This is a genomic window from Xanthomonas sp. WHRI 7065, assembly GCF_040203115.2.
Classification (GTDB): domain Bacteria; phylum Pseudomonadota; class Gammaproteobacteria; order Xanthomonadales; family Xanthomonadaceae; genus Xanthomonas; species Xanthomonas arboricola.
Genome location: NZ_CP168194.1, coordinates 1,209,915 through 1,233,195, shown reverse-complemented (window position 1 = coordinate 1,233,195; position 23,281 = coordinate 1,209,915). Strand labels below are relative to the sequence as shown.

Below are 23,281 nucleotides of genomic sequence, written 5' to 3'. Positions count from 1 at the left end.
GGCCGCACCTTATGCCGATTTTGCATGACGTAGTGGTATGCCACCGTGATCGTTAAAATCATGCGTCTCTTGCCACTGCGACCGCCATGACCAACGCTCCCGCTGCGCTGACTGCCCATTACGCCGCCGAACTGGAAACCATCCAGTCCCAGGGCCTGTTCAAGTCCGAGCGCATCATCACCGGCCCGCAGTCGGCTCGGATCACCCTGGCCGATGGCCGCAGCGTGCTCAACTTCTGCGCCAACAACTATCTGGGCCTGGCCGACCACCCGGACATCATCCAGGCCGCCAAGGACGCGCTGGACACGCACGGCTTCGGCATGGCCTCGGTGCGCTTCATCTGCGGCACCCAGGACCTGCACAAGCAGCTCGAGCGCACCATCGCCGAGTTCTTCGGCACAGAGGACACCATCCTCTACGCCGCCTGTTTCGATGCCAACGGCGGCCTGTTCGAACCGCTGCTCGGCGAAGCGGACGCGATCATTTCCGACGCGCTCAACCACGCCTCCATCATCGACGGCGTGCGCCTGTGCAAGGCCAAGCGCTTCCGCTACGCCAACTGCGACATGGCCGATCTGGAAGCGCAGCTGCAGGCCGCCGACGCGGCCGGCTGCAAGACCAAGCTGATCACCAGCGACGGCGTGTTCTCGATGGATGGCTTCATCGCCCCGCTGGACGAGATCACCGCCCTCGCCCGCAAATACAACGCGCTGGTGCATATCGACGAATGCCATGCCACCGGCTTCCTCGGCGCCAGCGGCCGCGGCTCGGCCGAGGTCAAGGGCGTGCTGGACCGGATCGACATCATCACCGGCACGCTGGGCAAGGCGATGGGCGGCGCACTGGGCGGCTTCACCACCGCCAAGCGCGAAGTCATCGAACTGCTGCGCCAGCGCTCGCGCCCATACCTGTTTTCCAACTCGCTGCCGCCGCATGTGGTGGCCGCCGGCATCAAGGCCTTCGAGATGCTGGAAGCCGCCGGCGAGCTGCGCACGCAACTGGTCGACAACACCCGCTACTTCCGCGAGCGCATGACCGCCGCCGGCTTCGACCTCAAGCCCGGCGTGCACCCGATCAGCCCGGTGATGCTCTACGACGCACCGCTGGCGCAAAAATTCGCCGAGCGGCTGCTGGAAGAAGGCATCTACGCGATCGGCTTCTTCTTCCCGGTGGTACCCAAGGGCCAGGCGCGTATCCGCACCCAGATCAGCGCCGCGCACACCCGCGAACAGCTGGATCAGGCGATCGACGCCTTCATCAAGATCGGCCGCGAACTGGACGTCATCCAGCACTGATGCGCTCGGTGCAGCGCCAACGGCTGCTGCTCGCGGCGCAGACCGATACCCAGGCGCAGCTGTTGGATGGCAACTGGGAAACCCGCTGCCTGCATTGCCGTCGGCGCCTGCAACTGCGCGCCGATGGCGAACCGCTCGGCCACACCACGCTGGAACACGTGGTCCCGCAGGCCTGGTTCGGCCGTCGCGCGGCGGCGGCCCTGTGTGCACTGGTCGGCGACGATGCCAATGCAGCGCGCAATCTCGCCCTGGCCTGCGCCGGCTGCAATCACGCCAAGGGCAGACGCCACGATGCCAACGGTGCCGGCGACGCCCGCGCCGTCGAGGTGGTGAGCGCCTTGCTCAGCGCGCGTCTGGCGCGCTGGCGGGAGCCGCCGTCAGCGCACTGACTTCCGCTGGACTGAGCATCCGCCACGCACCCTTGCCCAGCTCGCCCATCGCCAACGAGCCGATCGCCACCCGCACCAGCCGCAGCACGCCGATCTCCACCGCAGCCAACAAGCGGCGGATCTGCCGATTGCGGCCTTCGTCCAGCACGATCTCCAGCCACGCATTGCGCTCGCCTTCGCGCAGCACGTCGACCCGCTTGGCGCGCAACAGTACGCCCTCGCCGTCCGGATCGGGATCGACCACGCCGGCCTGCAGTTGCGCCAGTTGCGCAGCGCTCGGGCGGCAATCGATCTGCACGTGATAGGTCTTGTCCGGCCCGGTCATCGGGTCGGTCACCGTTGCTGCCCATTGCGGATCGTTGCTGAAGAGCAGCAGGCCTTCGCTGGCCTTGTCCAAGCGCCCGACCGGGGCGATCCACGGCAATCCGGCGCCATCGAAGCAGCGATACACCGTGTCCCTGCCCTGCTCGTCGCGTGCGGTGGTGACCACGCCGCGCGGCTTGTTGAGCATCAGGTAGCACCGCGCCGGGCCGGCCAACGGCTGTCCATCGACACGGATGGTGGAGTGCTGATCGGCGCGGATCGGATATTCGGGATCGCGTATTACGCGCGCGGCCACGCTGACCCGCCCGTCGGCGATCCAGCGCGCCGCTTCGGTACGCGAACACACGCCCAGTTTGGACAGCACGCGCGCCAGCCCGTGGCGTGGCGCGGTAGTCGTACCGGAGGCGCGCGATGCGCCCGCCGGACCACGCGTGCGCTGCCGGGACGTCGCCGGCGCAGGCCGCCGGGTCATGCCGTCCCGACCGCGCTGCTTACTTGTTTTCGACCGACTTGGCGTCGGCCGCAGGCGTTGCCGTTGCGGCAGCAGCCGGAGCCGGTGCAGCCACCGGGCGTGCCTTGACCACACGCACGCCGCGCGCCTTCATCCAGGCATCGAATTCTTCGGCGGTCATGCGCTTGCCGTTCTGGCTCATGTCAAAGCGCCACGGCGTGTTGTCGAACGCGGTGGTGGCCTTGTAGGCGGCCGGATCGTTCGGATTGACGGTGCCGCCGGGCGGAATGACCTTGGCCAGATCCTGGCAGCCTTCCACGCGCAGACGCAGCAGCACGCGGTCCACCGACTGCTCGGTGGTGTAGGGCTGTGCCAGCACGCCGGTGGGCATGCCCAGCTGCACGCTACGGGTGTAGAACTCGGCAGCCGCCGGCGCGATGACGGTGGCGGGCAACGGCAGCGGCTGGGACACCGTGCTGCCGGCGCAGTTCGGAGCGGCGTAGGCGGCGGGAATCAAGGCAAGACAGAGCAATCCAGCCGTAGCGGTACGCAGCATCGGGTTCTTCCAATTATGAGTGTGGTGTTGACGCGGCGAGTGTAGGCAGCGATGAACGCCGTTTCAACCGGAAGCGTGCTTGGATGGCAACACAGACAGGATTTGCACCGTCTGGGCGCAGGTTTTGCGGCCCCACAAAGACAAAACCCGGCGCAAGGCCGGGTTTTGTATGCAACAGCTAGCGGTCCAATTAGTTCTGGACGTTCAGCTCGGTACGACGGTTCTTCGCACGGCCTTCCGGATTGTCAGAACCATCCGGGTTGGCGTTCGGAGCAATCGGACGGCTCTCGCCGTAGCCGATCGGACCAACCAGACGCGACGCATCAACGCCGTTCTTGGTCAGGTAGTCGTACACGGTGGTCGCACGACGCTCGGACAGCTTCTGGTTGTACTCGTCGGTACCCTTCGAGTCGGTGTGACCAGCAACCTCAACCTTCAGGTCGGGGTAACGCTTCAGGATCTCGGTCGCTTCGCTCAGGATCGAGACGGCGTCCGGACGCAGGGTCGACTTGTTGAAGTCGAAGTTCACGCCCTTCAGATCGATCGACACAGGCACCGGGCAACCGTCCGGACCGATGGTCTGGCCAGGCTGCGAAGCCGGGCACTTGTCGTCGCAGTTGTTGACGCCGTCACCGTCGTCATCCAGGTCTGCGCAGCTCGGAGCAACCGGAGCCGGAGCCGGCGGCGGAGCGGTCGACGGAGCCGGTCCCAACGGGATCACGACGCCGACCGAAGCCAGCACGTCGCCGAACCAGTCTTCCTGCGGAGCAGCAACGCTCTGGTCGTTGAAGTCAGCGCGGTAGGCCAACTCGGCACGCACGGCGACGCGCTTGTCGAAGGTGGTCTGCAGACCGACACCAGCCTTGGCGGCAAAGTTGCCGTCCTTCTGCTGGCCCGGCGAAACCGGGTTCGGGGTCGCGTCGAATTCTTCTTCCGAACGCTGGTAGCCCAGACCGAACAGCAGGTAGGGGTTCCAGCCGCGGCCTTCCTGGATGAAGTGGCGACGCAGGTCGAACGAGATGCCGTACTGGCTCCAGTTCTGATCCTGGTTGGCATCGAAGTTCGGGTTCTGATAGTTCAGCTCGCCGTCGATCGACCAGTTCGGGCTAACGAACTTGCCCAGACCCAGGGTGACGAACGGGGCATCATTGGTCAGACGATCGCTGTCCTGGAAGTTGAAGCCAGCGCTACCGGTCAGGTACCAACGGTCATCGAACTCCTGCGCGGAAGCAGCCTGGGCAACCGCCAGACCGCCGAGCAACGCGGCAGTGAGAATTTTCTTGTTCATGTGTATACAGCTCCTTCTTTGGGAGATAAAACCGATAGAGGCGTTGTTCTTGGTAAAGATGCTCGTCACATCCAGAGCCATCGGGGCGCAGATTAAGCCGGCTTCAGTGAAGATCGCGTTAACGGTCATATAACATGTGAAAGCAATCACCAGAGCCGGCGATCCCCTTCAATACTACGTATACAGTTTCATGAAGGGAAGGACGGCGCACTCAGTTTGCACATCTGACCCGCATGAACCGCAGCCCAATTAAGCCAGTTGAATACGCTGGCGGATCCACCTTGCCGGCGGGCTGCGCAGTGATGCGAAAACCACATTGGTGAACGCCAGGCCCCGTCCGAGCTGAATTGTGGGGCCGGTGGTTGCAGCGCGACGGCCTCACAACGCACCCTGAACTCCCCACATGGAGCGACCCGATGAAAGCTGTCGTCATCACCCGTCATCTTCCAATCGACGATCCCGCCGCACTGCTTGACATGGAACTTCCGGCCCCGTCGGCCCCTTCGGGGTATGACTTATTGGTGCGTGTCGAGGCAATCTCGGTCAATCCGGTCGACACCAAGGTGCGTGCACCCAAGCCGCAGACGCTGGATGCGCCGAAGATCCTGGGCTACGACGCGGCCGGCGTCGTCGAAGCGGTAGGCCCCGAGGTCACCGCATTCGCAGTCGGCGACGAGGTGTATTACGCGGGCGACATCGGCCGACCGGGCAGCAATGCGCAATATCAGCTGGTCGATGCGCGCATCGCCGGCTGCAAGCCCACCTCGCTCAGCTTCGCCCAGGCCGCTGCCCTGCCGCTGACCACGTTGACCGCTTGGGAGCTGCTGTTCCAGCGCATGCCGTTCTCTTTCGATGGCGCGCGCAATCGCGGCAAGCACGTGTTGATCATCGGTGGCGCGGGCGGCGTGGGCTCGATCGCGATCCAGCTGGCGCGGCATGCCGGCTTCAGCGTGATCGCCACCGCCTCGCGGCCGGAGACCATCGAATGGGTGCGACAGATGGGCGCCCAGCATGTGGTCGACCATCACCAGCCGCTGCAGCCGCAGTTGCAGGCCTTGGGAATGCAGAGCGTGGACGCCGCACTCAACCTGGCCGACACCGACCGCTACTGGGAGCAACTGGGCGAGATCCTGGCACCGCAGGGGCATGTGGGCTTGATCGTGGAGCCGCGCGGCCCGCTGTCGATCGGCGACCCCTACAAATCCAAGTGCATCGGCATCCATTGGGAGCTGATGTTCACCCGTGCCCGCTACGCAACCGAGGACATGGTCGAGCAGCACCGCATCCTCAACCGCGCCGCCAGCCTGATTGATGCGGGCGAATTGCGCACCACCCATACCGAAACGCTGTCGCCGATCAATGCGCAGCAATTGCGCGAGGCGCATCGACGCCTGGAAAGCGGCAGTACGATCGGCAAGCTGGTGCTGGCGGGTTGGTGATCGGCATTAACGCTTCAGTGCGGCTGCTGCGTGGGGTACTGGGCGTGTTGGCTTGCGCATAGCCTGTTGGCTTGCACATAAGTAAGGGAAGCAATGCCGCAGCTCACGCGCTTGAATCGGCGGCAAAGCGGGACTGGCCTCCTGGTCGTGCGGCCCGCGTTGCTGCTGTGGCGTCGGCGTAGTCGCCTTGCGTGCGCCGAAATGCACGCAAGGCGATCTGTTCCGCGACAGGAACGCCGATGTGGATCGGCTCTGTTCTATTAGAGAGTCGCAACTGCGATCACGGCGACCGGCGTGGCGTTTAGTACGTGGCCGCTAAACGGACGCAACTGATCGGGATATTGGCGAGCGCCGGATCGCACGTCAGCCATCCAAGGCCATCTCGTTTGTTGTTTGCGCAGGTTGGCGCTCTGATACAGATAAAGGTGGAATGCCCCCAGCTGATGCGCGGCCAGCTGCGGATACCCTCCGCCCCGCCCTCGTCCCAAGCTGCCGACAGCACCGGTCGCGTGCGTCAAGACTTGCCGCCAGGCCTGTTTACCTGCATCGTGCGCACTCCGTACGCCAGCGTATCCACACCATGTCGCCCGCCACCGGCCCGTCCGTCTCGTCCTACCCGCACCTGTTCGCACCGCTCGATCTGGGCTTCACGCAATTGCGCAACCGCGTCCTGATGGGCTCGATGCACACCGGTCTGGAAGACCGGGCGCGCGATTTTCCCAAACTGGCCGCGTATTTCGCCGAGCGCGCTGCCGGTGGGGTCGGCTTGATCGTCACCGGCGGCTTTTCGCCGAATGTGGTGGGCTGGCTCAAGCCGTTCGGCGGCAAGCTGTCGTGGCCGTGGGAGGTGCGCCCGCATCGTCAGGTCACCCGGGCGGTGCATGCGCACGGCGCCAAGATCTGCCTGCAGCTGCTGCATGCCGGGCGCTACGCCTATCACCCGCTGTCGGTGGCGCCGTCCAGACTCAAGGCGCCGATCAACCCGTTCACTCCTCGCGCGCTATCGGCACGTGCGGTGGATCGCCAGATCGCTGCCTACGAACGTGCGGCGCGGCTGGCGCGCGACGCCGGCTACGACGGTGTGGAGGTGATGGGATCGGAAGGCTATCTGATCAACGAATTCACCGCTGCGCGCACCAACCAGCGCAGCGATGCCTGGGGTGGCGATGCGGCCAAGCGCATGCGCTTTGCGGTGGAGATCGTGCGACGCATCCGCGAGGCCTGCGGGCCGGACTTCATCATCATCTACCGGCTGTCGCTGGTGGACCTGGTCGAAGGCGGCAACCAGTGGCAGGACATCCTGAAGCAGGCACAGGCGATCGAGGCGGCCGGCGCGACCATCATCAATTCCGGTATCGGCTGGCACGAGGCACGCATCCCGACCATCGCCACCTCGGTACCGCGCGCGGCATTTGCCGGTGTGACCGCCAAGCTCAAGCCGCACCTGCGCATTCCGGTGGTGGCCACCAACCGCATCAACATGCCCGAAGTGGCCGAGCGCATCCTCGCCGACGGCGCGGCCGACATGGTGTCGCTGGCGCGCCCGCTGCTGGCCGACCCGCAGTGGGCCAACAAGGCCCGCACCGGCCAGTCGCACGCCATCAATACCTGCATCGCCTGCAATCAGGCCTGCCTGGATCATGTGTTCGACAACAAGCTGGCGAGCTGCCTGGTCAACCCACGCGCAGCGCACGAAACCGAACTGATCTACGCACCGACCCCCAACCCCAGGCGCATTGCGGTGGTCGGTGCCGGCCCGGCCGGCCTGGCCTGCGCGACGGTGGCCGCCGAGCGCGGTCATCACGTCACCTTGTTCGATGCAGGCGATGCAATCGGCGGGCAATTCAACGTCGCCAGGCGCATCCCGGGCAAGGAAGAATTCAATGAGACGCTGCGCTACTTCGGTCACCGCATCGACGCGACCGGGGTGCAGCTGCGCCTGAATACCCGGGTAGAAGCCGCAGGCCTGAAAGACTTCGACGAGATCGTGCTGGCCACCGGCATCGAGCCGCGCAAGGTGGACTTTCCCGGCGCCGATCACCCGATGGTCGTGAGCTATCTGGACGTGGTGCTGGGCCGCCATGTCGCTGCCGACAAGGTCGCGATCATCGGGGCCGGCGGGATTGGCTTCGATGTCGGCGAATTTCTCGTGCACACAGGGCCATCGTCGTCGCTGGACCCTGCGCGCTGGATGGCCGAATGGGGCGTGGACCCCAGCTTCGAAACGGCCGGTGCATTAGCCAAGCCGCAGCCCGAGCGCCCTGCCCGCCAGGTCTGGCTGCTGCAGCGCAGCCCCGGCAGACCTGGCGCGCGCCTGGGCAAGACCACCGGCTGGATCCACCGCGCCACGCTCAAGGCCAAGGGCGTCAAGATGCTGGGCGGCGTGGAATATCTGGGCGTGGACGACGCCGGGCTACGGATCCGCGTGGAAGGCGCCGAACAATTGCTCGATGTCGGCACGGTGGTGATCTGCGCCGGGCAGGAACCGCGCCGCGACCTGCTGGCCGCGCTGCAAGCCAACGGACAGCAACCGCATCTGATTGGCGGTGCGGATGTCGCGGCCGAACTGGATGCCAAGCGTGCGATCGATCAGGCCTGCCGACTGGCGGCGAAGTTGTAACACGCGCTGCTGCAAAGCGCTGAACGCCATAGCACCCTGCTCGCGACGCCCGTACCAACCTCCGTGCGAGTCTCGTCTTAGCCGGAGTGCCCACCATCAACGCCGATGGTGGCGATGGTAGAGCGATGACCGGTCTGCCTATCCGATGTCGGCGCAGGCGTCCACGCTGGCGTCGGATGCGCCGGATCGGTGCGCACCCCAACGCTGCCATCGATCACACCCCCGATAACGCGAACGCCGCTGATCGGCGCAGCACGGTACATTCTTTTTCCTGTCGCGCAGCTCGGCTATAAACCGCACATGCCCTCGACGCTGACTGCATCGCTGCCTCCCATCCTGCCGCCGGCAGCGCTGCGGGCCTACGTTGCGGCGCATTTTGGCAAAAGCCTGCTGTGGTACACCGGCGAGTTGCTGCTGATTTTTGCGTTGACCGAATACGTCGGATTGAGCGCGGTGGCCGCCGGCGTGTCGGTCGCCGGCGGATTGGCGGTCAGTGCGGTGATGGGCATGCTTGCAGCGCGACGCTGGAGCGCCGGCGTCAGCCTGGCCTGGGCCGGCCGCTCGCAATGGCGCGGCATCGCCTTGGCAGCGATCGCCCTGGCGCTGCTGTTCGTGACACCATCACTTCCCGCCGATGTCCACCTGATCAGCGTATTGCTGCTCAGCCTGCCCTTCCGGGCCGCCTATGCCGTCGGTGACGTCGCACAGAACACCTTGCTAGGATTTGGCCACTGGCCCTGGCGTGGCGCGCGCGGCGTCAGTGCGCTGCGTCTGATCGGTAGCGGGCTGGCCGCACTGTTGGTCAGCGCCGCGATCGGCCTGGTTCTGAAGGCCGGCACACATGCCGCCGCATCGACTGCGTTGATGGTGGTCGCGCTGGTCAGCAGCATCGCACTGCTGTCGTCATGGTGGTTACGCAACGCATTGCAGCCTTACACGCATACGGCTGCCGCCACACCATCGCCGCTAGCTGCCTCTTATTGGCGGCGCGATCAGTTGCTGCCCTTGGCGGTCATCGCCGCACTGGCCTTGGCGTTGCCGACATTCACCAAATTGGCGCCGTATCTGGCGCAGTCGCGTACCGGCTCGGCCGGATGGGGCAGCGCGGTATTGATTGCATATGCATTGGGCAGCGTTTGCATACAGCCCCTGGCAGCGCGTTGGCCGACCGTGGCAATGCGTCGACTGGGCCTGAGTGGAGCCGCGTTGTCCGTACTGGGATTGCTCTTCGCCATCGCCACGTCTCGACATTACGTGCTGGATGCCAGCCTGGCCTTCGGCATGGGGTTGGCGGCCGGTAGTGCCGGGCAATGGGTGTGGGCACGCCATGCAGAACTTGCTTCGCGTCATGGCCCCGCACAGCAGGCGCGCGAAAGTGCCGCACTCACCGCGACAGCCCAACTCGCGCTGGCAGCCGGCAGTGGCGTGATCGGACTGCTGCTGGGCACATCCGACTATCACATGGGAAACGATGCGCATCTGGCGTGGGCGATGGCCTTGGGGCCGATGCTCTGCGGCGTGTTGTGCGTGCTGATCGCCTGGATCGGCAATGCGTTTGCAATGGCTGAAAAACGCAGGCCTGTTGCAGCAATACCGTCGAGTCAGATCTGACAATCTCGATCGGGCCACGACGATCTTCACCGCGTGCACATAGGGTCTGCGCTGACTGCAATTGTGGTCCTCGGCAAGCGCCCTGCATGTCTGCATGAAATTATTTCGCACCGTGTCGAACTTGATGCGTGTGATTCAAGACGCCTGACACGTTCGAACATGTGCACTGCGCATAAGCAAAAGCGGCAGCAAGCGCGCAATGCGATTGCCGCATGGCCAACGTAGATGCGCCACTGATGCCGTCAAAGAATCGTGGTCGATGATTTTGACGATCTCGGCTACACATCGTCGCACGGCCACTACAAGCCATCCAAATTTCCGCTGACGCATTTGTGCGCGATGCATATGCAAGCTTGATGCGCGACTTGGTGATGCGATGCGAGTGCTAATAACGTCGTGGCGCTTCGTGCTCACTCGTCACAATCAACGCGCATCGAGCAACTCGGACGCCTCTTCTAGTGATTACAACGCCGCGTTCTACGATGCATATGCGAGCGTTCGATGCATGATCCGGGCAGCATCAAGCACCACGCACAGAAAGTTCCTTTATGCACCCCGCGTTCGCATCTCGATGTATCCCCGCTGCGGTAGAAAACGGCAGTACGCAAGCACATCCATCAGTGACGATGATGTGTAACGCAGCCTGCCAATGACGCTACATGCGTAGCTCACGCGCAACGCATTGCGTATCTCGAACGACCGCGCAGACGCGCAACACTGCGCGCGCACCGTGTCGATATCGGTTACAGCACCGCTGTCGCCACCGCGATGCGACGCACACAACGAATGCATCGCACTGTTGTCGTTGAGCGAAGCGGTAGATGCAGCAAGCGATCACACGCGTCAACCCCGCCTATTCAGCCGCGATTCTGTGATCGACGCCTACCTTGCGCCAACTTTTTGACCCACCGCATTTGGTGGGCACCTCCGGTAGATCTTCTTTCGCCGGAGACCGGGCGACCCGTGGCAGGTCGCCTCCCCATGACGCCAAGCCCTCTGTACTGGTGCATCCACCTTGGATGCTCTGCGGATCGGCCCATACGGAGCAAGGAGTTATATGAAACTGGTTTGGATACTTTGGCTGTCGCAGTTGTTGCCGCAGCCGGCTGCAGATTCGTTGTGCTTGAGCACCACCGTGTACCTGGAAGCGCGTGATCAGACCTTGCGCGGTCAGCAAGCCGTCGCGGAAGTTGCGTTGCGTCGGCTGGACAGCGGTTTGTGGGGCGACTCGATGTGTCAGGTGGTCACTGCACGCAAGCAGTTCGCGCCCACCATCGTGGCTCCGGGAACGCAGCTGAAAAACGACGATGCCTGGAACAAGGCGCTGGATGTGGCGCTGGCTGCAGAGCGCAACTGGGCGCTGCCGGTGGGTCAACGCAAGGAAATCGTGCCGGGCGCCAGTCACTTTGCCGCAAGCGCGATCGCAAGCCCGAGCTGGCGTAATGCCTATCAGGTGGCCACCATCGGCGACCATACGTTCTATCGCGTACAGAAGCTGCGCCCGCGCACCGCCTCCTGACGCTGCCCACGCACTCACGCGTTGCCGCTAAGCTTGCGTCTTCGTTCTTGTGCGGAAATTCTCATGAAGCTGTACACCAAGCCGGGCGCGTGTTCGCTGGCAGATCACATCGTGCTGCGCTGGTCGGGGCTGCCCTTCGATCTGGAGGTGGTCGACGCCGCCACGATGAAGTCCCCCGAATATCTGCGCCTCAACCCGGCCGGTGCCGTGCCGCTGTTGGTCGTCGACGACTGGGCACTGACCCAGAACGCCGCCATCCTCAACTACATCGCCGACATCGCGCCGCTCACCGGCTTGTCCGGCGATGGCACCGCGCGCAGCCGTGCGGAGATTAATCGCTGGATCGCCTTCGCCAATGCCGACGTGCATCCGGCCTTCAAGCCGATCTTCGGCAGCACCGCCTATCTGCAGGACGACGCGCTGATCGCGCGCAGCCATGACGACGCACGCAGCAAGCTGCGCAGCTTGTACGAACGTGTCGACGCGCATCTGCAGGGGCGCAACTGGCTGGCAGGCGACACCCACACCGGCGCCGATGCGTACCTGTTCGTGACGCTGCGATGGGCGCAGAAGGTGGGCGTGGACCTGAGCGGCCTGAGCGCAGTGGATGCATTCGTGCAGCGCATGCTGGACGATACGGATGTGCAGGCCGCATTGCAGGCCGAAGGCCTGGCTTGAGCCGAAGGTAGCGCGCGAAGGGATCGGTGCAGCGGCCATGCGTCTCGCACCGGCTCTACAACATCGATGGGCATGCCTGTAGCTTTTCCGCGCCGCAGCCCACCGCATCTCACGCACTGCATCGCACAAAGCGCCACATAAAAAACGCCGGGCATTGCCCGGCGTTTTCGTCAAAACAGCGAGGCGACAGATCAGCCCAGCAGATGCGACACGCCGCTGCGCTCTTCTTCCAGCTCAGCCAGGGTCTTGTCGATGTACTTCTGGCTGAAGTCGTCGATCGGCAGATCCTTGACCAAGGTGTACTCGCCGTTGGCGGTGGTCACCGGGAAGCCGAAGATCACGCCTTCCGGAATGCCGTAGGAGCCGTCGGACGGCACGCCCATCGTCACCCACTTGCCGTTGCTGCCCAGCACCCAGTCACGCACGTGATCGATGGCGGCGTTGGCGGCCGACGCAGCCGAGGACAGGCCGCGCGCTTCGATGATTGCCGCGCCGCGCTTGCCCACGGTCGGGATGAAGGTCGATGCGTTCCATTCCTGGTCGTTGATCGCATCGCCGATGGACGCGCCATCGGCGGTGGCGAAACGGTAGTCCGGGTACATGGTCGGGCTATGGTTGCCCCACACCACCAGCTTTTCGATGCCGCCGACCGGCTTGCCGAGCTTCTGCGACAGCTGGCTGAGCGCACGGTTGTGGTCCAGACGCAGCATGGCGGTGAAGTTCTTCGGGTTCAGATCCGGCGCCGACTTCATCGCGATGTAGGCATTGGTGTTGGCCGGGTTGCCGACCACCAGCACCTTGACGTCACGCTTGGCGACCTTGTTCAACGCCGCGCCCTGCGCGGTGAAGATCTTGGCGTTTTCCAGCAGCAGGTCCTTGCGCTCCATGCCCGGGCCGCGCGGACGCGCACCGACCAGTAGGGCGACGTCGATGTCCTTGAACGCCACTTCGGCGTCGTCGGTGCCGACCACCCCGGCCAGCAGCGGGAATGCGCAGTCTTCCAGCTCCATGATCACGCCCTTGAGCGCGGCCTGGGCCTTTTCATTGGACAGTTCCAGCAATTGCAGGATCACCGGCTGATCCTTGCCCAGCATTTCGCCGGAGGCGATGCGGAACAGCAGGGCATAGCCGATCTGGCCGGCAGCGCCGGTCACGGCAACACGAACAGGTGCTTTCATGGGGAGTTTCCTCTGCTAAAAAACATGGGTGGAGGTGCACGCTGGCGTGGCGCAAGGCCTGGCGGCGCGCAGTGACAGACGAACGGCCGCACAGAGCGGCCGTTCGGGGGAAAGACATCAGGCGGCGAGGATCTTGTTCCACTCCGCGACACGGTCGGCCTTGGCGGCCAGCACAGCGTCGGTATCGCCTTCGATCGTCACCTTGTTGATCACATCGCCCTGGGCGACGGCATCGACCACGTCCAGGCCCTGGGTGACCTTGCCGAACACGGTGTGCTTGCCGTCCAGCCACGGGGTGGCGGTGTGGGTGATGAAGAACTGGCTGCCGTTGGTGTTGGGGCCGGCATTGGCCATGGACAGCACGCCGCGCTCGTGACCGACGCCGTTGTTGGCTTCATCCTCGAAACGGTAGCCCGGGCCGCCGCGGCCGGAGCCTTCCGGGCAGCCGCCCTGGATCATGAAGTCGGCGATGACGCGGTGGAAGCTCAGGCCATCGTAGAAGCCGCGCTGGACCAGGTTGACGAAGTTGGCAACGGTCAGCGGGGCCTTGTCGGCGAACAGCTCGACCACGATCGGGCCGCGGGTGGTGTCGAAATGGGCAATCAGGGACATGGAAATCCTTGCAGGTTTCAGGGTGTATGACAGCCCATTAGAATACACCCGGGCGTGCAGGCGGCCGTGCAGGTTGGACCATCGTCGGGGGTATCCGGGCTAGCTGAATGGGCGTTTTGGACCGCTTGGCGGCCGAACGCAACGGCACGGCAACGAAACCGCTATAATGTCGGGCTTACCTCATCTCAAGACTGGCGCCAGACAGGGGCCCTTTCCGCATGTCTATCGAAAAACTCCGCAATATCGCCATCGTCGCGCACGTTGACCATGGCAAGACCACCCTCGTCGACTGCCTGCTGAAGCAGTCCGGCACCCTGTCCGAACGCACCGTGCTGGCTGAGCGCGTGATGGACAGCAACGATCAGGAAAAGGAGCGTGGCATCACGATCCTGGCCAAGAACACGGCCATCACCTGGAACGGCAACCGCATCAACATCGTCGACACCCCGGGACACGCCGACTTCGGTGGCGAAGTCGAGCGCGTGCTGTCGATGGTGGACTCGGTGCTGATCCTGGTCGACGCGATGGACGGCCCGATGCCGCAGACCCGCTTCGTGACCCAGAAGGCGTTCGCGATGGGCTTCAAGCCGATCGTGGTGGTCAACAAGATCGACCGTCCCGGCGCACGCCCGGACTGGGTCATCGACCAGGTGTTCGACCTGTTCGACAAGCTCGGCGCAACCGACGAGCAGCTGGACTTCCCGATCGTCTACACCTCCGCCCTGAACGGCTACGCCAGCCTGGATTCGAGCGTGCGCGACGGCGACATGACCCCGCTGTACGAAGCGATCATGCAGCACGTGTCGGCACCGGACGTGGATCCGGACGGCCCGTTCCAGATGCGCATCAGCCAGCTGGACTACAACAACTTCGTCGGCGTGATCGGCATCGGCCGCATCCAGCGCGGCGTGCTGAAGAAGAACATGCCGGTCAGCGTGATCGACCGCGAAGGCAAGAAGCGCCAGGGCAAGGTGCTGCAGGTGCTGGGCTTCCTCGGCCTGGAGCGCATCGAGCAGGACACCGCCGAGGCCGGCGACATCGTCGCCATCTCCGGCGTGGCCGAGCTGACCATTTCCGACACCGTGTGCGCGCTCGACGCCCCGGAAGCGCTGCCGGCGCTGACCGTGGACGAGCCCACCATCTCGATGACCTTCCAGGTCAACAACTCGCCGTTCGCCGGCAACAAGGACCTGTCCGGCGGCAAGTTCCTGACCAGCCGCCAGCTGCGCGACCGTCTGGACCGCGAGAAGGTGCACAACGTGGCACTGAAGGTCGAGGAAGGCTCCGACGCCGACAAGTTCCTGGTTTCCGGCCGTGGCGAACTGCACCTGTCGGTGCTGATCGAGAACATGCGTCGTGAAGGCTACGAACTGGCCGTGTCGCGTCCGGAAGTCATCATCAAGGAAATCGACGGCAAGCAGATGGAGCCGATCGAACAGCTGGTGGTGGACATCGAAGAACAGCACCAGGGCGGCGTGATGGAAAAGCTGGGCACCCGCAAGGGCCAGCTGAAGAACATGGAGCCGGACGGCAAGGGCCGCGTGCGCCTTGACTACATGATCCCGGCGCGTGGTCTGATCGGCTTCCAGAACGAGTTCCGCACCCTGACCCAGGGCTCGGGCCTGCTGTTCCACGTGTTCGACCATTACGGTCCGAAGGAACAGGGCGCGATCGCCAAGCGCCAGAACGGCGTGATGATTGCCAACGCAGCGGGCGCCACCCCGGCCTATGCGCTGGGGCCGTTGGAAGAGCGTGGCCGTCTGTTCGCTGCTGAAGGTGACAACGTGTACGAAGGTCAGCTGGTCGGTATCCACTCCAAGGACAACGACCTGACCGTCAACGCGATCAAGACCAAGCCGCTGACCAACATGCGCGCCTCGGGCAAGGACGATGCGATCAAGCTGACCCCGGCGATCAAGTACACGCTGGAGCAGGCACTGGACTTCATCGAGGACGACGAGCTGGTCGAAGTCACCCCGAAGGAAATCCGCCTGCGCAAGAAGTTCCTCACCGAAAGCGACCGCAAGCGCGCTGGCCGTTCCGGCTAAGCACGGGACGTCCATCTCCGTGAGCAACACACCCTACAGCCCGGATCCGCGTGCGCATCCGGGGCTGCATGTGATCGCCTTGCTAGAGGCGGTCAAGGGGACGCTCGCGCTGTTGGCGGCGACGGGCCTGGAAATTCTGGGCCCGCTCCCGCTGCAGAACGCGGTCAGCACGTTGATCCGCCGCTTTAACCTGGATCCCGACCACGGCGCACTGCCGTCGTTGCTCAAGACCATCAGTCCCGACGCCGTCCATCTGGCCGCTGCCGCAATGCTGGTCTATGGCCTGTTGCACGTGGTGGAAGCCTGGGGTCTGTGGCGTGCCAAGGCCTGGGCGTCACTGCTGGGCTGCCTGTCGGCGGCCATCTACCTGCCGTTCGATATCTACGCCATCGTCCGCCATCCCGGCTGGACCGCCTGGGGCGTGCTGGCGATCAATCTGATCGTGGTCGGCGTGCTGGCACGCGATCTGATCAAGCGCTGGCGCCGCTGACCCACCCTGCCCGTCTGCGGGCTTGTCATACACATTGTCACCCCGCCGCAGCGCCGTTAGCCTGCGAGCAGTCCCCGGGGAACACCGCCAATGCGATCCACCACCTTGTCCTTCGCGCTGCTGCTTGCGCTGTGCGGCTGTGCCCATACCGAAAGCCTGACCTCGGCCGGTGCCAACGCAGCCACTGCCAGGCAAGCCGATCTGATCGACGCCGACATCGTCGGTCTGCAGGCACGCGTGGCGTCCGGCACGACCAGCAGCCTGGATCTGACCCGCGCGTATCTACAGCGTGTGGCCACCATCGATCGCGCCGGGCCCACTCTCAATTCGGTGATCGAACTCAACCCGCAGGCCGAAGCCGACGCACGTGCATTGGACGCCGAACGCCGCACCGGCCATGTGCGCGGGCCCCTGCATGGCATTCCGGTGCTGCTCAAGGACAACATCGATGCGCTGCCGATGGTCAACAGCGCCGGCTCGCTGGCGCTGGCCGATTTCAGGCCCGGCCGCGATGCGTTTCTGGTGCAGCGCCTGCGCGCCGCTGGCGCGGTGATCCTGGGCAAGACCAACCTGAGCGAGTGGGCCAACTTCCGCTCCACCAAGTCCAGCTCCGGCTGGAGCGCACGCGGCGGGCTGACCCGCAATCCGTACGCGCTGGATCGCAATCCCTGCGGCTCCAGTGCCGGCACCGGCGCGGCGATCGCCGCCAGCCTGGCCACGGTCGGCATTGGCACCGAAACCGACGGCAGCATCACCTGCCCGGCCTCGGTGAACGGCCTGGTCGGACTCAAGCCGACCGTGGGCCTGGTCAGCCGCGACGGCATCATTCCGATCTCGGCCAGCCAGGACACCGCCGGCCCGATGACGCGCAGCGTCGCCGATGCGGCCGCCGTGCTGCAGGCGATCGCCGCGCCTGACCCGCAGGATCCGGCCGCGCGCACTGCACCGACGTCCACACCGGACTATCTGGCGCATCTCAGGCCCGATGGCCTGCGCGGCGCCCGCCTTGGCCTGCTGCGCAACCCCCTGCGCGAAGATCCGGCCATTGCCGCCACGCTGGAGCGCGCCGTGCAGACGCTGCGCGCCGCCGGCGCCACCGTGATCGAAACCAGCCTGGCAACCGATGGCCAGTGGGATGCCGCCGAGCAAACGGTCTTGTTGGTCGAGTTCAAGGCCGGCCTGAACGCGTATCTGCGCAGCCACGCCGCCCCGGTGTCGAGCCTGGAGCAATTGATCGCCTTCAATCGCAGCCACGCGCAGCGTGAGATGCCCTACTTCGGGCAGGAGCTGTTCGAGCAGGCGCAGGCCGCGGCCGGACTGGACGATGCCGCGTATCTCACGGCCCGCGCCACTGCCAAACGGCTGGCCGGGCCGGACGGCATCGACGCCGCGCTGCAGGCCAATCGCCTGGATGCGCTGATCGTGCCGACCACCGGTACTGCCTGGGTCACCGACCTGGTCAAGGGCGATACCTTTCCCGGAGCCGGCTACGGTGCAGCCGCGGTGGCCGGTTATCCCAGCCTGAGCGTGCCGATGGGGCAGACCAAGGGCCTGCCGTTGGGCTTGTTGTTCATGGGCAGTGCCTGGAGCGAGCCGCGCCTGATCGAACTGGCCTACGCCTACGAACAACGAAGCAAGGCGCGTGTTGCGCCCCGCTATGCGCCGACCGCGCCCAGCGCACCAGCGGCCGCGCCTGCAGCTACTACACCGTAGTCGCAGGCTCGCCGTCTTCGGCACCGGGCGAGCGCACGCTCTCCTGGGCGATCGGTGCGGCGGCACGCAGGGGTGGCTTTTCCTGCGCGGCGATTTCGGCGCGGATCCTGGGCAATGCGTAAGGGTGCTCGCGGGTCAGGAAGTCGATCATGCGCTCGCGGCTGATGCAGCGCAGATCGAACGCATCGCCGGAATTGCGCGCACTCACCAGCAGGCGCACCTGGATCGTGCTCTCGCTGGTTTCGGTCACCTGGGTCACGCACACGCGTCCATCCCACAGCGGCTCGCTCTTGCAGATGCGCTCCAGCTCGGCACGCACCGCCGCGATCGGGGTGCGGTAGTCCAACCACAGGAATGCGGTACCGAGCAGGTCGGCGCTGCTGCGAGTCCAGTTCTGGAACGGGTGCTCGATCCACCAGGTCAACGGCACCACCATGCGCCGCTCGTCCCAGATCCGCACCACCACATACGAGCTGCCGATTTCCTCGATACGGCCCCACTCGCCCTCCACGATCACCACATCGTCCAGCCGGATCGGCTGGGTCAAGGCAATCTGCAGACCAGCGATCAGGTTGCCGAACACCGGCTTGGCCGCGATACCGGCCACCAGGCCGATGATGCCGGCCGAGGCCAGCAGCGTCTTGCCGATCTGGCGTACCTGCGGAAAGGTCAGCAGCACCACCGAGATGCCGAGCAGGATCACCGCGCCCATCACCACCCGGCTCAGCACGCGTGTCTGGGTCTGGATGCGCCGTGCGGTGAGGTTGTCGGACACCTCGATCGGGTTGCTGCGCAGGATCGCCATCTCGCCGGCGGCGACGGCGCGCACCAACAGCCAGGTCACGCAGCCGACGATGCCGACGTGCAGCAGATGCTGCATTGCCGCCAGCCCCTTGCCGGATAGCGGCGTCGCTTCGGTGGCCACGCCCAGAAACAGCAGTGGCAGGATGAAGGCAGCCGGCAGCGTGACCACACGAATGATGCGTGCGCGGCGATAGTCGCGGCCCTGCATACGGCGAAACAGCCACAGCATCAGCGACCAGGTGACGATGCCCGCCAGCAGCGCGGCACCAAGCGGAATTGCGTATTCGCGGATGACGTTCCAATCGGCAGTCAAACCGTTCCTCCTGTGGGGGGGGAAAGAGGGATGGCTGCAGCATCATGCCGCACGCGGCATGAGCATCACGTCATGCGTACGGTGACATCACGCGCCCAGCGGTTGCGACGCCACCTGCTGTTGCTTGCGCACGATCGCCATTGCGATTTCGAGCGACTGTTCGTAGTTCAGCCGCGGATCCACGCTGGAGCGGTAGGCGCGTTCCAGGTCGCGCTCGGTCAGCTCGCGCGCACCACCGGTGCATTCGGTGACGTCTTCGCCGGTCAGTTCCAGATGCACCCCGCCCAGCCGCGTCCCGGCGGCCGCATGCAGATCGAACGACAACTCGACCTCGCTGCGGATATTGTCGAACCGTCGTGTTTTATAGCCATTTCCGGTGCTTTCGGTGTTGCCGTGCATCGCATCGCAGACCCACAACACCCGACGCCCATCGCGCTTGACCGCCTCCAGCAGCGGCGGCAACTTCTCGGCGATCTGCGCCGCGCCCATGCGATGGATGAAGCTCAGGCGGCCGGGTTCGTCTTCGGGATTGAGCACGTCGATCAGACGCAACAGCTGATCCGGTTGCACCGACGGCCCTACCTTGATCGCGATCGGGTTACGCACGCCACGCAGGTATTCCACATGCGCGCCATCCAGCGCGGCGGTGCGCATGCCGATCCACGGGTAATGCGTGCTCAGGTTGAACCAGCCCCACTGGCGCGGCACCTGCCGGGTCAGGCCTTCTTCGTACGGCAGCAAGAGCGCCTCGTGCGAAGTGTAGAAGTCGATGCGGTTGAGGTTGTAGACCTCCGCGCCGGACAGGGTCTCCATGAAGCGCACCGCGTCGCCGATCGATGCCACCATCTTCTGGTAGTCCGCCGCCAGCGGCGAATACCCCACCCAGTCCAGATTCCAGTATTCGGGATGGTGCAGGTCGGCAAAGCCGCCGTCGATCAGGGCGCGTACGAAATTCATCGTCATCGCCGAGCGCGAATGCGCGGTGATCATGCGCTGCGGATCCGGCACGCGCGCCGCTTCGGTGAAGGCCGGCGCGTTGATCACATCGCCGCGGTAGCTCGGCAAGGTCACCCCGTCGCGGGTTTCGGTGTCGGCCGAACGTGGCTTGGCGTACTGCCCGGCAAAGCGCCCTACCCGCACCACCGGCAGGTGCAGGCCATGCACCAGCACCAGGCTCATTTGCAGCAGCACCTTCAGGCGATTGGAGATCGTGCCCGATTCGCAATCGCTGAAGTTCTCGGCGCAATCGCCGCCCTGCAGCAGGAAGCGCTTGCCTTCCTGCGCCTCCGCCAGCTGGCGCTTGAGCGCGAAGATTTCCCAGGAGGTCACCAGCGGCGGCAGCTGCCGCAACTCGCCCAGCGTGTGTTCCAGCGCAACGGCGTCCGGGTAGACCGGCATCTGCAGCGCCGGACGCTGCCGCCAGCTCTGCGGCGACCACTGGTCTGCCTGGTTGACGGACGAATGAGGGGAAGCGGACATCGTGAACTCCAGAAATCTCGGGCGCCGGCCAGCGCCGGAACGAAACGATCAGAACAATTTGCGCGGACCACGCTGCCTGAAGCCGGCATACAGCGCCCATAGCGCCAGGCCCACAAACCACAGCATGCTCCACATCGGCATGCTCAGGCCCAGAAAGCGCCAATCGATATTGCCGCAGTCGCCGGTGCCGGTCAGCACGGTGCGGAACACTTCGAACGGCCCCATCGTTTCGCTCAGGAAGCTCAACGGCGGCCCGCACGAGGACATCATGTCCTTGGGCCGGATCTGCACCCAGACATGGCGCGCCGCGATGCCCATGCCGACGCCGGCAGCGATGAAGCTCAGCACGCCATAGAGCTTACGCGTGCCCGCTGCGCGCGGCCCATGCAAGGCGCCCAGCAGAAACAACAGCGCCAGCGCCGCAAACGCGATCCGCTGGAAGATGCATAGCGGGCAAGGCTCCAGCCCAAGATGCAGCTGCACATAGATCGCATAGGCAAGCAGTCCTGCGCAGGCAAGAAAGCCCAGCAAAAACTGCGCCCGGAAACCCCAACGAAATGGATTCATCGCTACCGCTTGCCTAGGATCGAATGCCCGATTATCAGCCATCGCTGGCGCGGTGACCACGGATGCCTGCATCGGGCAGGTTGCCTGGCAGCAGGCCCGGTGCAGCCATGCATGTCGCCAGTCATGCGCCACCCTGCAGACCGGCGATGCAACCCGGAAACGGTCACTCTTGCAGCGGCGCCCTTGATCATGGTTGAGCCATGCACGTCGCCGCGCTGCCGCTGAAATACCGATACCAAGATCGACCGCCATGGTTCGGGAACGGCCATAAAAAAGCCCGGCGCTAGCCGGGCTTTTCGAGAATCTTTGCGAAGAGCGAACCGATTACTCGGCCACTTCCTCGGCGACGACCGGACGGTCGACCAGCTCGACATACGCCATCGGCGCATTGTCACCGGCACGGAAGCCGGCCTTCAGGATGCGCAGGTAGCCGCCGGGACGGGTCGCGTAACGCGGGCCCAGCTCGACGAACAGCTTGCCCACTGCTTCCTTGTCGCGCAGGCGAGCGAACGCCAGACGACGATTGGCAACGCCATCGACCTTGCCGATGGTGATCAGCGGCTCGGCGACGCGACGCAGTTCCTTGGCCTTCGGCAAGGTGGTCTTGATCAGCTCGTGCTTGAACAGCGACGCGGCCATATTGCGGAACATGGCTTCGCGGTGCGCGCTGGTGCGGTTGAATTTACGACCGGATTTCTGGTGACGCATGAGTGTGATTTCCTAAGGAATGTTGAGACTGCTTGAGAGACGTTGTCGCCATCCTGGCGCTGTTGAATGGACTGCGGTTGGTCCGAGCCGGCCGTCCTTTGACCGGATGTCACCGCGGGCTTTGGCCCGTCGATGTAAAAAAAACAGCATGGGCGCCCGAAGACGCCCATGCGGTGATGCATTAACCAAGCATGCCGTGCTGGGCGACACCGGCCGGCGGCCAGTTCTCCAGCTTCATGCCCAGTGCAAGGCCGCGCTGTGCCAGCACTTCCTTGATTTCGGTCAGCGACTTCTTGCCGAGGTTCGGGGTCTTGAGCAGCTCCACTTCGGTCTTCTGGATCAGATCGCCGATGTAGTAGATGCTCTCGGCCTTCAGGCAGTTGGCCGAACGCACGGTCAGCTCGAGGTCGTCGATCGGGCGCAGCAGCACCGGATCCACGCCGCTGGCAGCCGGCTTGACCGCACCGCGATCGCGGTGGGTGAAATCGCCGAACACCGACAGCTGATCGCTGAGGATGTCGGCGGCGGTGCGCACGGCTTCCTCGGCATCGATCGTGCCGTTGGTTTCGATATCGATCACCAGCTTGTCGAGGTCGGTGCGCTGTTCAACGCGCGCAGCTTCCACGGCATAGGCAACGCGACGCACCGGCGAGAACGACGCATCCAGCATCAGACGACCGATGGTGCGGGTCTCTTCATCCGGACGACGACGCGCGGCAGCCGGCTGATAGCCGAAACCACGCTCGATCTTCAGGCGCATGTTCAGCGCCGTGTCCTTGGTCAGGTGGCAGATCACGTGGTCGCCATTGATGATCTCGACGTTGTGATCGGTCCTGATGTCGGCCGCAGTGACCGTGCCCGGACCCTGCTTGGACAACGACAGCGTCGCGCTGTCGCCACTATGCATACGAATCGCCACGTCTTTCAGGTTGAGCAGGACGTCAAGCACGTCTTCCTGCAGCCCTTCGACCGTGGTGTACTCGTGCAGCACGCCGTCGATCTCGACCTCGGTGATCGCAAAACCCGGGATCGACGACAACAGCACACGACGCAGGGCATTGCCCAGCGTGTGCCCGTAACCGCGCTCCAAGGGCTCGATCACGACCTTTGCGCGATTGTCGGTAAGACGTTCGATCTGCGGACCACGGGGGCGCAGAACCTGGTTGGCGGTAACCGTCATGTTGCGGGGTCTCCTGCGA

20 protein-coding genes are annotated in these 23,281 nt (G+C 64.6%); 10 read left to right on the top strand and 10 right to left on the bottom strand.

What is annotated here, in order from left to right:
* Positions 1-86 precede the first annotated feature (86 nt).
* Both kbl and ABQY64_RS05325 read left to right on the top strand, forming a co-directional pair.
* On the top strand, positions 87-1,295 hold the full coding sequence (gene kbl, locus ABQY64_RS05330; RefSeq protein WP_349779253.1) for a glycine C-acetyltransferase: 1,209 nt from the start codon (positions 87-89) through the stop codon (positions 1,293-1,295).
* On the top strand, positions 1,295-1,684 hold the full coding sequence (locus tag ABQY64_RS05325; protein ID WP_104600961.1) for an HNH endonuclease: 390 nt from the start codon (positions 1,295-1,297) through the stop codon (positions 1,682-1,684). Before kbl ends, ABQY64_RS05325 begins: the two co-directional genes overlap by 1 nt.
* On the opposite strand, the gene ABQY64_RS05320 is transcribed toward ABQY64_RS05325, so the two are convergent.
* The 3 genes from ABQY64_RS05320 to ABQY64_RS05310 form a co-directional block, all read right to left on the bottom strand.
* Positions 1,638-2,480, bottom strand: a complete 843-nt coding sequence (locus tag ABQY64_RS05320) for a pseudouridine synthase (protein ID WP_104600962.1) — start codon at positions 2,478-2,480, stop codon at positions 1,638-1,640. The genes ABQY64_RS05325 and ABQY64_RS05320 overlap by 47 nt on opposite strands.
* Before the next feature lie 19 nt (positions 2,481-2,499).
* Positions 2,500-3,015: a hypothetical protein gene (locus ABQY64_RS05315; protein ID WP_024938551.1), complete on the bottom strand. Its 516-nt coding sequence runs from the start codon at positions 3,013-3,015 to the stop codon at positions 2,500-2,502.
* A gap of 190 nt (positions 3,016-3,205) precedes the next feature.
* Positions 3,206-4,303: an OmpA family protein gene (locus tag ABQY64_RS05310; RefSeq protein ID WP_016904179.1), complete on the bottom strand. Its 1,098-nt coding sequence runs from the start codon at positions 4,301-4,303 to the stop codon at positions 3,206-3,208.
* Between the two features lie 416 nt (positions 4,304-4,719).
* Here ABQY64_RS05310 and ABQY64_RS05305 point away from each other — a divergent pair, with 416 nt between their 5' ends.
* The 5 genes from ABQY64_RS05305 (at position 4,720) to ABQY64_RS05285 (ending at position 12,170) form a co-directional block, all read left to right on the top strand.
* Positions 4,720-5,742, top strand: coding sequence for a zinc-binding alcohol dehydrogenase family protein (locus ABQY64_RS05305; protein ID WP_065046552.1), 1,023 nt, complete (start codon positions 4,720-4,722; stop codon positions 5,740-5,742).
* 580 nt (positions 5,743-6,322) lie between these two features.
* On the top strand, positions 6,323-8,362 hold the full coding sequence (locus ABQY64_RS05300; RefSeq protein ID WP_065046554.1) for an NADPH-dependent 2,4-dienoyl-CoA reductase: 2,040 nt from the start codon (positions 6,323-6,325) through the stop codon (positions 8,360-8,362).
* 300 nt (positions 8,363-8,662) lie between these two features.
* Complete coding sequence (locus ABQY64_RS05295; RefSeq protein ID WP_104600963.1) at positions 8,663-9,973, top strand: hypothetical protein; 1,311 nt, start codon at positions 8,663-8,665, stop codon at positions 9,971-9,973.
* 1,057 nt (positions 9,974-11,030) lie between these two features.
* Positions 11,031-11,492 (top strand): cell wall hydrolase, encoded by a 462-nt coding sequence (locus ABQY64_RS05290; RefSeq protein ID WP_016905076.1) that lies wholly within the window; start codon positions 11,031-11,033, stop codon positions 11,490-11,492.
* A 63-nt stretch (positions 11,493-11,555) separates the two neighbouring features.
* Positions 11,556-12,170, top strand: a complete 615-nt coding sequence (locus ABQY64_RS05285; RefSeq protein WP_039523801.1) for a glutathione S-transferase family protein — start codon at positions 11,556-11,558, stop codon at positions 12,168-12,170.
* A 191-nt stretch (positions 12,171-12,361) separates the two neighbouring features.
* Here ABQY64_RS05285 and ABQY64_RS05280 read toward each other — a convergent pair whose 3' ends face one another.
* Positions 12,362-13,348, bottom strand: a complete 987-nt coding sequence (locus ABQY64_RS05280) for a malate dehydrogenase (protein ID WP_024938556.1) — start codon at positions 13,346-13,348, stop codon at positions 12,362-12,364.
* A 117-nt stretch (positions 13,349-13,465) separates the two neighbouring features.
* Positions 13,466-13,960, bottom strand: coding sequence for a peptidylprolyl isomerase (locus tag ABQY64_RS05275; protein ID WP_016904578.1), 495 nt, complete (start codon positions 13,958-13,960; stop codon positions 13,466-13,468).
* 218 nt (positions 13,961-14,178) lie between these two features.
* Here ABQY64_RS05275 and typA point away from each other — a divergent pair, with 218 nt between their 5' ends.
* The 3 genes from typA to ABQY64_RS05260 all read left to right on the top strand — a co-directional run bounded on the left by typA (position 14,179) and on the right by ABQY64_RS05260 (position 18,211).
* Positions 14,179-16,008 (top strand): translational GTPase TypA, encoded by a 1,830-nt coding sequence (gene typA, locus ABQY64_RS05270; RefSeq protein ID WP_016904579.1) that lies wholly within the window; start codon positions 14,179-14,181, stop codon positions 16,006-16,008.
* 70 nt (positions 16,009-16,078) lie between these two features.
* Positions 16,079-16,498, top strand: coding sequence for a DUF2127 domain-containing protein (locus tag ABQY64_RS05265; protein ID WP_349779262.1), 420 nt, complete (start codon positions 16,079-16,081; stop codon positions 16,496-16,498).
* Positions 16,499-16,603: 105 nt separating this feature from the next.
* Entirely contained in the window at positions 16,604-18,211 is a 1,608-nt protein-coding gene (locus tag ABQY64_RS05260; protein WP_349779263.1) for an amidase, read from the top strand.
* On the opposite strand, the gene ABQY64_RS05255 is transcribed toward ABQY64_RS05260, so the two are convergent.
* The 5 genes from ABQY64_RS05255 to ABQY64_RS05235 form a co-directional block, all read right to left on the bottom strand.
* The gene (locus ABQY64_RS05255) at positions 18,201-19,328 is read right to left on the bottom strand and encodes a mechanosensitive ion channel family protein (RefSeq protein ID WP_047128220.1); all 1,128 of its coding nucleotides are present in this window, start codon (positions 19,326-19,328) and stop codon (positions 18,201-18,203) included. The genes ABQY64_RS05260 and ABQY64_RS05255 overlap by 11 nt on opposite strands.
* 87 nt (positions 19,329-19,415) lie before the next feature.
* Positions 19,416-20,807: a class II 3-deoxy-7-phosphoheptulonate synthase gene (locus ABQY64_RS05250; RefSeq protein WP_039530484.1), complete on the bottom strand. Its 1,392-nt coding sequence runs from the start codon at positions 20,805-20,807 to the stop codon at positions 19,416-19,418.
* A gap of 48 nt (positions 20,808-20,855) precedes the next feature.
* Complete coding sequence (locus ABQY64_RS05245; RefSeq protein WP_024938561.1) at positions 20,856-21,374, bottom strand: disulfide bond formation protein B; 519 nt, start codon at positions 21,372-21,374, stop codon at positions 20,856-20,858.
* A 324-nt stretch (positions 21,375-21,698) separates the two neighbouring features.
* Positions 21,699-22,082, bottom strand: a complete 384-nt coding sequence (gene rplQ / locus ABQY64_RS05240) for a 50S ribosomal protein L17 (protein ID WP_003486665.1) — start codon at positions 22,080-22,082, stop codon at positions 21,699-21,701.
* Between the two features lie 181 nt (positions 22,083-22,263).
* Positions 22,264-23,262 (bottom strand): DNA-directed RNA polymerase subunit alpha, encoded by a 999-nt coding sequence (locus ABQY64_RS05235; RefSeq protein ID WP_349779254.1) that lies wholly within the window; start codon positions 23,260-23,262, stop codon positions 22,264-22,266.
* Positions 23,263-23,281: the final 19 nt, after the last annotated feature.